Origin of the sequence: Streptococcus sp. CCH5-D3 (assembly GCF_001556435.1) — a bacterium.
In the GTDB taxonomy this organism is placed as follows: domain Bacteria; phylum Bacillota; class Bacilli; order Lactobacillales; family Streptococcaceae; genus Streptococcus.
On sequence record NZ_LSIW01000026.1, the window covers coordinates 50,960 to 61,939 of the forward strand.

Genomic DNA, 10,980 nt, shown 5'->3' on the forward strand with positions numbered 1-10,980 from the left:
TTTTGTCTATCTCTTTGATAGATTCCACCTATTATCCAAGGGGATGATATTGTGATAAGCTTGTTTTATTACATCTATTGGAGGAATCTATGGAAAACCATAATTATGAAAATGAAGGTCAGTTTCAACGGAAGATGACCTCACGCCACCTCTTTATGCTCTCGCTAGGTGGTGTCATTGGTACCGGTCTCTTTCTTAGCTCAGGCTATACGATTGCACAAGCAGGCCCTCTTGGTGCGATACTATCTTATCTTGTGGGGGCTATCGTTGTTTACTTAGTCATGCTTTCATTAGGTGAGCTAGCTGTTGCTATGCCAGTAACGGGATCCTTTCACACCTATGCCACTAAATTTATCAGTCCGGGAACCGGCTTTACGGTAGCCTGGCTTTATTGGATTTGTTGGACGGTAGCCTTGGGAACAGAATTTCTGGGTGCGGCCATGTTGATGCAACGTTGGTTTCCATCAGTTCCGGCTTGGATGTTTGCGGCATTCTTTGCCTTGGTGATTTTTGGAATTAATGCTCTGAGCGTAAGGTCTTTTGCGGAAGCGGAATCTTTCTTCTCGTCAATAAAAGTCATTGCTATCCTGGTTTTTATCATCCTAGGTCTGGGGGCTATGTTTGGTTTGGTCAGCTTTGATGGTCACCGTGAGGCTATTATGTTTAAGCATTTGACGGCTAATGGTCTCTTTCCAAATGGTGGTCTTGCCATTGTGTCAGTCATGTTGGCGGTTAACTACGCCTTTTCGGGAACAGAGTTAATCGGTATCGCAGCTGGTGAGACAGACAATCCTAAGGAAGCTGTTCCACGTGCTATTAAAACAACTATTGGACGTTTGGTTATCTTCTTTGTCTTGACCATTGTGGTCTTGGCTTCACTTCTTCCCATGAAAGAAGCAGGGGTATCTTCAGCACCTTTCGTTGATGTTTTTGACAAGATGGGGATTCCATTTGCGGCAGATATCATGAACTTTGTTATCCTGACAGCTATTCTTTCTGCTGGGAATTCGGGACTCTACGCTTCAAGCCGTATGCTTTGGTCTTTGGCCAATGAGGGAATGCTCAATAAAAAGCTAGTGAAAATTAATAAACATGGAGTTCCAATGACAGCCCTTTTGATTTCCATGGCAGGAGCAGTTTTATCGCTCTTTTCAAGTATCTATGCTGCAGATACGGTTTATCTAGCTCTGGTATCAATCGCTGGTTTTGCAGTTGTTGTTGTCTGGCTCTCCATTCCTTTGGCACAAATCAACTTCCGTAAACAGTGGAATTTAGAACATTCTGATGATGAGTTGGATTACAAGACACCATTTAACCCAATTCTACCTTATATCACAATCGTTCTCTTGGCCATTTCTGTGCTTGGGATTGCTTGGGACAGTTCACAACGTGCAGGACTCTACTTCGGTATTCCTTTCATGATTTTCTGTTACCTTTATCACTACCTTCGCTTTAAAAAATGGTAAGGAGGTCTTTTATGGCAACATTTAAAGATTATTTGGAAAATAAATCTCCTCTCATTCTTCATGGAGCTCTAGGAACAGAGATAGAAGCCTTGGGGTATGATATTTCAGGTAAGCTCTGGTCAGCTAAGTACCTTCTTGAAAAGCCAGAAGTTATTCAAAAAATCCACGAAACCTATGTAGCCGCTGGGGCTGACTTGATTACCACATCGTCTTATCAGGCGACCTTGCCAGGCTTGATGGAGGCTGGTCTTACTGAGAAAGAAGCGGAGCAGATTATTGTCTTGACAGTTCAGTTGGCAAAGGTTGCACGTGATAAGGTATGGGGAGCCTTGGATGAGACTGAGAAAGCAAAACGACCATATCCTTTGATTTCTGGAGATGTCGGTCCGTACGCTGCTTATTTGGCTAATGGTTCTGAGTATAGTGGTGATTATGGCCAAATTACTATCGAGGAGCTTAAGGATTTTCATCGCCCTAGGATTCAAATTCTCCTAGATCAAGGTGTAGATTTGTTGGCCTTGGAAACCATTCCAAATCGTTTGGAAGCACAAGCCTTGATTGAACTTCTAGAGGAAGAGTTTCCAGAAGCAGAAGCTTATATTAGTTTTACAGTCCAGATTCCCGATGCCATCAGTGATGGGACTTCTCTAGCAGAAATTGCCAAGCTTGTTTCTCAGTCAAATCAAATCTTGGCCCTAGGAATCAACTGTAGTTCACCTCTTCTTTATAACCAGGCTCTAGCTATTCTTAAGAATGCTGGCAAGGCGCTCATTACTTATCCCAATTCAGGTGAAGTTTATGATGGCAACAGTCAGACTTGGAAACCCAAAGATAAGGATGCTCTAACCCTAGTTGAACATAGTAAAGATTGGCATGCTCAGTTTGGAGTTAAGATTTTAGGTGGCTGCTGCCGCACACGTCCAAATGACATTAAAGCCTTATATAAAGAGTTTAGAACCTAGTCAAATTTCTAATTATTTGTTATAATAGGAGACTGTAAGGCTATGAGCTCTACACATTATTAGTAGAAAATGAAGCCAGCGTTAAGCTGGTTTTTAAAATGAAGAGGAAAATATGACCTACGAACAAGAATTTCTAAAAGACTTCGAAGCCTGGGTTGTTACCCAAGTTAAAGTAAACGAAACGGCCTTGGCCGCTAGCAAGAAAATCTGGGAAGAAGACGGCGATGAACGTGCACGTGATGCAAGTTACCGCTATGAAGCTAAATTGGATGCTTACAATTTCCTAATTGGTAAGTTTGCCAACTATCGTGCTGGCAAAGGTTTCCATGATATGCCAGATGGCTTGTTCGGGGAACGTCACTATTAATAAAGGATGAAAAAGAAAATGGCGATACTACTTTATAGAAAGGTATCGTCTATCAAAATAGGAGAAAACTAAACATGGCTAAAGTAAAAAATAAAAAGAAAGCTTTTAAACACCGTTTGAAAAAACAAGGACTTTTCAATAATGTTAAAGCCCCTGTTCCACCCGTTGCGCCTGTTCCACCAGTTCCACCAGTAGCACCACAACCTGTTGCTGAAACTAAGACAGTTGCCAAGGAAGAAGTAGCAGCCAAAGACCTTAGTCTTGAAGCTTTCGCCCAACTTCCAGAAGTTGAAGGCCTTCGTTCAAACCTTGTAGAAACTCTTTATAATGAAGGTTTGACTTCAGTAGAGGCTTTTGCTACTGTGACTGAAGAAGAAGTTCTTGCCCTCAAGGGGGTCGGACCTGCGACAGTTAAAAAATTGAAAGAGAATGGTGTTAGCTTCAAAGCTTAAGCCTAAATAAGATCCGAGGTGTAGCCTTCGGATTTTTTATTGTTTTAGAAAGCATTGCTTGATTAGAAATACAAGAAAACCACTAGTCAATCTAGTGGTTAGTAGGTCTGGATTGTTTATTTCTTTGGATTTTGTTTGGTTAAATTAAGTCCAAAAGGTACCAAGTTTTCTTGATGCCTGCGGATGCGTCCCATATTTTCAGTGTGGCGGAAGATGATAAGCAAAGCCATGATGGTAAGAACCCCAGTGAAAATAAGGTCATAGCCATCTAGTAAGAAATGGATGGCTGGAAACACAGCTAAGGTAATAAGTCCAACAATTGCTGCAGTGACACTTGAAAATGAAATCATGCTGGTTAGATAGAGTGTTAGGACAAAGACCAAGAGTAGGAATACACAGTAGAGTGGGGCAAAGCCAAGAAGCACCCCTGCACTTGTCGCTACAGCCTTCCCGCCTTTAAATCCAGCAAAGATTGGAAAAACATGTCCGATAATAGCAAAGAAACCAATGATTAGAGGTGAAACCTCTGTAACACCAAGCCAGATAGGTAGAAGAACAGCCAAGGTCCCCTTGAACATATCAACTAAAAATGTGATGGTACCAGCAGTCTTACCTAGAACACGAAAGGTATTGGTTGTTCCAGTATTTCCAGAGCCATGCTCACGAAGATTGGTATGGAAGAAAAGTTTCCCAATCCAGAGGCCGGTCTGAATGGAACCTAACAAGTAGGCGATTAGGATTAACAATAAGATTTTCATGAGATAATTATAGCATACAGCCTAGTAATTGACAAAGTCAGTCAGCCTTAAGATATCTTTTGGACTTTCTTGATTTCTTTTGCAAATTCTTCTGAAAACTTATAAAATAATAAGGATGAAAATTTTGGAGGTCACTCTTGGCTAAAAAAGAAATAAATGTAAATAATTATAATGATGATGCCATTCAGGTACTAGAAGGGTTGGATGCGGTTCGCAAGCGCCCAGGAATGTACATTGGCTCAACAGATGGAACAGGGCTTCACCACCTAGTTTGGGAGATTGTCGACAATGCGGTCGATGAAGCCCTTTCTGGTTTTGGTGATGTCATCGCTGTCACCCTAAATAAGGATGGTTCCGTTTCTGTTTCTGACTCTGGACGTGGGATGCCGACAGGTATGCATGCCATGGGTAAACCAACAGTTGAAGTTATTTTCACTGTTCTCCACGCGGGTGGTAAATTTGGACAGGGTGGTTATAAAACTTCTGGAGGTCTTCACGGTGTGGGTTCTTCAGTTGTTAATGCGCTGTCTAGCTGGCTTGAGGTAGAAATTACCCGTGACGGTAGTGTTTATCGCCAACGTTTTGAAAATGGTGGTCACCCTGTAACAGGGCTTGAAAAGATTGGTAAGGCGCCTAAGTCTAAGACAGGTACAAAAGTTACCTTTATGCCTGATGCGAGCATCTTTTCAACGACTGACTTCAAATTTAACACCATTTCAGAACGTCTCAAAGAATCAGCCTTCCTTCTTAAGAATGTCACTATGACATTGACAGACTTGCGTGGCGAAGAAGAAGTTCGTGAAGAATTCCACTATGAAAATGGGGTTCAAGACTTTGTATCTTACTTGAATGAGGACAAGGAAACGCTGACACCAGTCATCTATATTGATGGAGACCAGCAGGAATTTCACCTAGAATTAGCCCTTCAGTACAACGATGGTTACTCTGATAATATCCTTTCCTTTGTCAATAATGTCCGTACTAAGGACGGAGGCACCCACGAAACAGGCTTCAAGTCCGCCATTACCAAGGCCTTTAACGATTATGCACGTAAGACTGGCTTACTTAAAGAAAAGGATAAGAACCTCGAAGGGTCAGATTATCGTGAGGGCTTGTCAGCAGTTATCTCGCTCTTGGTTCCTGAGGAACACCTTCAGTTTGAAGGACAAACCAAGGACAAACTTGGATCTCCTTTAGCTCGACCTATTGTTGATAGTATCGTTTCAGAGCATTTGACTTACTTCCTTATGGAAAATGGGGATTTGGCTTCTAACTTGGTGCGTAAGGCTATTAAGGCTCGTGATGCCCGTGAAGCTGCCAGAAAAGCTCGTGATGCCAGTCGAAATGGCAAGAAAAATAAAAAAGACAAGGGGCTCTTGTCAGGAAAATTGACGCCAGCCCAGTCTAAAAATGCTAAGAAAAATGAGCTTTATCTGGTCGAAGGGGATTCTGCCGGCGGTTCAGCCAAACAAGGCCGTGATCGTAAATTCCAGGCCATTCTTCCTCTTCGAGGGAAGGTGCTCAACACTGAGAAAGCCAAAATGGCAGACATTCTCAAAAACGAAGAAATCAATACCATGATTTATACTATCGGTGCTGGAGTTGGAGCTGACTTTAACCTTGACGATATTAACTACGACAAGATTATCATCATGACCGATGCCGATACCGATGGAGCTCACATCCAGACCTTGCTTCTTACTTTCTTCTATCGTTATATGCGTCCACTAGTGGAAGCAGGACACGTTTATATCGCTCTGCCTCCTCTTTACAAGATGTCCAAAGGTAAAGGCAAGAAGGAAGTTGTCGAATATGCTTGGACAGATGGGGAACTTGAAGAACTTCGTCAAAAATTTGGTCGTGGAGCTATTCTCCAACGTTACAAGGGGCTTGGTGAGATGAATGCTGACCAGCTTTGGGAAACAACCATGGATCCAGAGACCAGAACTCTTATCCGAGTGACTATTGACGACCTAGCGCGTGCCGAACGTCGTGTCTCAGTCCTTATGGGAGATAAGGCAGCACCACGCCGTCAATGGATTGAAGATAACGTTAAATTTACCTTGGAAGAAAGTGGCGCATTTTAGGTTGCAAGCCAGAAGGGAAAATTATAAGATAGAGTTAGGGAGAGCGCTTACTATCAATAGATACCTGGGCTTATAAAGAAACAAGTTAATTATTTTTTACATAGTTTATTAACTATTGGCAGAGTCATTGACTAGAAATCAATGGAGGTAGAACTATGTTCTCTAAGGTATTAAGTTTTTTACTTTACTATCCTCAAGTGGTGTTTCCTGTATGTGCGGGAGCAATAGCTTATTTAAGCGTTTATAAAAAGAGACCACTAAAAACACGCTTTTTGATCTTGCCTATACTAGTAGTGATAACCTTCCTTCTATCTTTGATAGATAATCCCTTCTCACAGAGGACCTACACGGGGTTGTTATTGGCTTTCTACTATGTCTATGTTTTTTCTCCCCTAAGTGTTGTTTGTAGTATCACATCTCTTTTAAAAAGTATCTATCATTATAAGCTATTCCGTATGCCATTAGCTCTAGTTCTCGTGATTAATGGCTCCATAATGACCGGTCTAACAATTTTAAACCTTATTTTATTCTTTGGGGAACTTTCTACTTCATTGACACTATCTTGTGTATCTTTCATTTTAATTGCGATAAGCACAGTGGTTCAATTTGTGATTGGTGAAATAGAAACTAGGAAGGTGAAAACCATTCTTCTACAGTTACAAAGTCAAGGAACAACATTGTAATTAGAGGTGTTGCAGTGAAGTAGGGGGTCTACTATTTGTCTTTTATATTATTTCAAATCATTACTTAAACTAAAAAATAAAGAGAAATCTTATGTCTAATATTCAAAACATGTCCCTTGAGGACATCATGGGGGAGCGTTTTGGGCGCTACTCCAAATATATTATTCAGGAGCGTGCGCTTCCTGATATTCGTGACGGTCTGAAACCCGTTCAACGTCGTATTCTTTATTCCATGAATAAGGATGGTAATACTTATGACAAGGGCTATCGTAAATCTGCCAAGTCGGTGGGTAACATCATGGGTAATTTCCACCCACATGGTGATAGCTCTATTTATGATGCCATGGTGCGTATGTCTCAGGACTGGAAGAATCGTGAAATCTTGGTCGAGATGCACGGTAACAACGGTTCTATGGACGGTGATCCACCAGCGGCCATGCGTTATACAGAGGCACGCTTGTCAGAGATTGCGGGCTACCTTCTTCAAGATATCGATAAAAACACCGTTCCTTGGGCTTGGAACTTTGACGATACAGAGAAGGAACCGACCGTTTTACCTGCAGCCTTTCCAAACCTCTTGGTCAATGGTGCGACAGGGATTTCTGCTGGTTATGCCACAGACATTCCACCACATAATCTATCAGAAGTCATCGATGCCGTTGTTTACATGATTGATCACCCATCTGCTAAACTGGATAAATTGATGGAATTCTTGCCTGGCCCTGATTTCCCAACAGGGGCTATCATTCAGGGCAAAGATGAGATTCGTAAGGCTTACGAAACTGGTAAGGGCCGCGTCGTTGTGCGTTCGCGTACTGAAATTGAACAACTCAAAGGTGGCAAGGAGCAAATCATTGTTACTGAAATTCCTTACGATGTTAATAAGGCAGTTCTTGTAAAAAAAATCGATGATGTTCGTGTCAATAACAAGGTTCCAGGCATTGCAGAAGTTCGTGACGAGTCTGACCGTACGGGGTTGCGTATTGCTATCGAACTTAAGAAGGATGCTGACAGCCAAACCATTCTTAACTATCTTTTGAAATATACGGATCTTCAAGTCAATTACAATTTTAACATGGTAGCTATCGACAATTTCACTCCACGTCAAGTGGGCTTGCAAAAGATTTTGTCTAGCTACATTGCCCACCGTCGCGATATTATCGTTGCCCGTTCAAAATTTGATAAGGAAAAAGCTGAAAAACGTCTTCATATTGTTGAAGGGTTGATCCGTGTCATCTCTATTTTGGATGAGGTTATTGCCCTTATCCGAGCTTCTGAAAATAAGGCAGATGCCAAGGAAAATCTTAAAGTCAGCTATGATTTTTCAGAAGAACAGGCCGAAGCTATCGTGACCTTGCAACTTTATCGTTTGACTAATACGGATATCGTTACTCTCCAAAATGAGGAAGCCGATTTACGTGAGCAGATTGCGACCTTGGCTGCCATCATTGGAGACGAGCGTACCATGTTTAATGTCATGAAACGTGAACTCCGTGATATCAAGAAGAAATTTGGTAATGACCGTCGTTCAGAGCTGCAAGCGGAAACCAAGACCATTGAAATTGATACCGCAAGTTTGATTGTTGAAGAAGAAACCTATGTCAGCATCACTCGCGGTGGCTATGTCAAACGTACTAGCCCACGTTCTTTCAATGCTTCAACGATTGATGAAGTCGGAAAACGTGATGATGACGATTTGATTCTGGTTCAGCAGGCTAAGACGACACAGCATCTCTTGATGTTCACTAACCAGGCCAATGTGATTTATCGTCCAATCCATGAGTTGCCAGATATTCGTTGGAAGGATTTGGGAGAGCATTTATCACAAACCATCACTAATTTATCTAAGGATGAAGAAGTGCTTTACGCCGAAATCCTGGATGATTTTGAAGCTGGTACTTACCTAGCAGCCACTAAACTTGGTCAGATTAAACGTTTCGAACGCAAGGAATTTACGCCATGGCGTACCTACAAGTCTAAGTCGGTTAAATACGCTAAACTCAAGGATGATAGTGATTTTATTGTCACAGTCACTCCAATTCAATTGGATGATATCATGATTATCACTCAAAGAGGTTATGCCCTTCGCTTTAACGCGGACGAAGTGCCAGTAGTTGGGGCCAAGGCAGCAGGTGTTAAGGCAATAAATCTTAAGGATGATGATATCGTTCAGGCTGTTTTTGTGGCAAATACTCAAAGTTTCTACCTTCTAACACAAAGAGCCAGTCTCAAACGTGTGGCTACAGCTGACATCCCACAGGCTAAGCGAGCTGGTCGAGGTCTCCAAGTTCTTCGTGAGCTTAAGACGAAACCACATCGCGTCTTTACGGCTGGTCCAGTCTTTACAGAAAATTCTGGTGGTGAGATAGATCTTCTAGCAACACCAGCAGAGGAGACTCCTCAGACCTTGCTTGTGACAGCCACGACAGGTGAAACTGCAGAGGTTGATTTGTCACTTCTAAATCTTTCAGATCGTACTAGCAATGGAAGTTTTATTGAAGGGTTGGCAGACAAAGAAGTCTTTTCTGTTAAGATTATTGAAAAATAATGATAAGAAAGCTTTGTTCTCTTACTAGAGAGCAGAGTTTTTTCTTTAAGAGACTAAAGAATTATTTTAAAAAGAATTGTCAGAATTTTGCAACACAACCTTGAAATTTTCAATGAAAAGGACTATACTAGAAAGCACATAGTAACAGAAAAGAGGACATACACATGACAGTTGATTTAGACTGGGAAAATCTAGGATTTAATTACCGTAAACTTCCATTCCGTTATATCTCATATTTCAAAGACGGCAAGTGGGACGAGGGGCAATTGACTGAGGATGCAACTTTGCATATTTCAGAAGCATCTCCAGCCCTTCACTATGGTCAAGAAGCTTTCGAAGGACTCAAGGCTTACCGTACTAAAGATGGCTCTATTCAATTGTTCCGTCCAGATGAAAATGCCAAACGTTTGCAACGTACTGCTGATCGTCTTTTGATGCCACAAGTTTCTGTTGACAAATTTGTAGATGCATGTAAACAAGTTGTGCGTGCCAATGAAGAATACGTTCCACCATATGGTACAGGTGCTACACTTTATCTCCGTCCACTTTTGATTGGGGTTGGTGATATTATAGGTGTGCATCCAGCAGATGAGTATATCTTTACTATTTTTGCTATGCCAGTAGGTAACTACTTCAAGGGTGGTTTGGCTCCAACAAACTTCCTTATTCAAGATGATTATGACCGTGCTGCGCCACATGGTACAGGTGCTGCTAAGGTTGGTGGTAACTACGCAGCAAGTATGTTGCCAGGTAAGATTGCACATGACCGTAACTTCTCTGATGTTATCTACCTTGATCCAGCAACTCACACTAAGATTGAAGAAGTGGGTTCTGCAAACTTCTTTGGTATCACAGCTGATAACGAATTCATTACACCACTCAGCCCATCTATCTTGCCATCTATCACCAAGTTCTCATTGCTTTACTTGGCTGAAAATCGCTTCGGTATGAAAGCTATCCAAGGTGATGTTAAGATTTCTGAATTGGATAAATTTGTTGAAGCAGGTGCCTGCGGTACAGCTGCCGTTATCTCACCAATTGGTGGGGTACAACATGGTGATGACTTCCATGTCTTCTACTCAGAAACAGAAGTAGGTCCTGTAACACGTAAACTTTATGATGAGTTGACAGGTATCCAATTTGGTGATGTTGAAGCACCAGAAGGATGGATTGTCAAAGTTGACTAATTCTTAATAGTAATTGATTATTTTAAGGCTTGCTCTTGCAAGCTTTTTTCTTTTTCGGTAGAATTAAGGAGATACATTAAGAAAGGATGGCTCGAGCCAAGTATCGGGTATAAATCTATGAGTAAAAAAGATAAAAAAATTGAAATCCAAATTAATGATGCTAAAGTAGTCGTCAACAAAGCAATCATCGAAGGTTTTGAACTTCTTGTTGGCAAGAAAGTGATTGGACAAATTGTGGAAATTGATGGTAAGTTTGCCGTTGTTGACAAGGAAAATGTTGCAGGTTTCCACAAAAAAATGGATGATGCAGTAGCTGCCATTATTGAATCGTACAATCTTAATCATTAAAATCCAAAGTAAAGGCTTGCTTTGGTCAAGAAACTGTGATATACTATTTCTTGTTCTTAAGGAGAGATAGCGAAGAGGCTAAACGCGGCGGACTGTAAATCCGCTCCTTCGGGTTCGGGGGT

8 protein-coding genes and 1 pseudogene are annotated in these 10,980 nt (G+C 41.5%); 8 read left to right on the forward strand and 1 reads right to left on the reverse strand.

What is annotated here, in order from left to right:
• Window positions 1–89: 89 nt before the first annotated feature.
• The 4 genes from AX662_RS00795 (at window position 90) to AX662_RS00810 (ending at window position 3,247) form a co-directional block, all read left to right on the forward strand.
• Window positions 90–1,466 (forward strand): amino acid permease, encoded by a 1,377-nt coding sequence (locus tag AX662_RS00795; protein ID WP_060971325.1) that lies wholly within the window; start codon window positions 90–92, stop codon window positions 1,464–1,466.
• Between the two features lie 11 nt (window positions 1,467–1,477).
• Window positions 1,478–2,428 (forward strand): homocysteine S-methyltransferase, encoded by a 951-nt coding sequence (gene mmuM / locus AX662_RS00800; RefSeq protein ID WP_060971326.1) that lies wholly within the window; start codon window positions 1,478–1,480, stop codon window positions 2,426–2,428.
• A 112-nt stretch (window positions 2,429–2,540) separates the two neighbouring features.
• Window positions 2,541–2,795, forward strand: coding sequence for a DUF1912 family protein (locus AX662_RS00805; RefSeq protein WP_002886199.1), 255 nt, complete (start codon window positions 2,541–2,543; stop codon window positions 2,793–2,795).
• Window positions 2,796–2,869: 74 nt separating this feature from the next.
• Window positions 2,870–3,247: a helix-hairpin-helix domain-containing protein gene (locus AX662_RS00810; protein WP_060971327.1), complete on the forward strand. Its 378-nt coding sequence runs from the start codon at window positions 2,870–2,872 to the stop codon at window positions 3,245–3,247.
• A gap of 116 nt (window positions 3,248–3,363) precedes the next feature.
• Here the strand turns inward: AX662_RS00810 and plsY are convergent, their stop codons facing one another.
• Window positions 3,364–4,005: a glycerol-3-phosphate 1-O-acyltransferase PlsY gene (plsY, locus tag AX662_RS00815; protein ID WP_060971328.1), complete on the reverse strand. Its 642-nt coding sequence runs from the start codon at window positions 4,003–4,005 to the stop codon at window positions 3,364–3,366.
• 137 nt (window positions 4,006–4,142) lie between these two features.
• Here plsY and parE point away from each other — a divergent pair, with 137 nt between their 5' ends.
• The 4 genes and pseudogenes from parE (at window position 4,143) to AX662_RS00840 (ending at window position 10,858) form a co-directional block, all read left to right on the forward strand.
• Window positions 4,143–6,092 carry a DNA topoisomerase IV subunit B gene (gene parE, locus AX662_RS00820; protein WP_060971329.1) on the forward strand — a complete coding sequence of 650 codons (1,950 nt, stop codon included), beginning with the start codon at window positions 4,143–4,145 and terminating at the stop codon, window positions 6,090–6,092.
• A gap of 774 nt (window positions 6,093–6,866) precedes the next feature.
• On the forward strand, window positions 6,867–9,323 hold the full coding sequence (gene parC / locus AX662_RS00830; protein ID WP_060971331.1) for a DNA topoisomerase IV subunit A: 2,457 nt from the start codon (window positions 6,867–6,869) through the stop codon (window positions 9,321–9,323).
• A 155-nt stretch (window positions 9,324–9,478) separates the two neighbouring features.
• A pseudogene (locus AX662_RS00835) lies at window positions 9,479–10,510 on the forward strand (branched-chain amino acid aminotransferase); the annotation flags it as partial.
• Between the two features lie 117 nt (window positions 10,511–10,627).
• The gene (locus tag AX662_RS00840) at window positions 10,628–10,858 is read left to right on the forward strand and encodes a DUF2969 domain-containing protein (protein ID WP_060971333.1); all 231 of its coding nucleotides are present in this window, start codon (window positions 10,628–10,630) and stop codon (window positions 10,856–10,858) included.
• Window positions 10,859–10,980 lie beyond the last annotated feature (122 nt).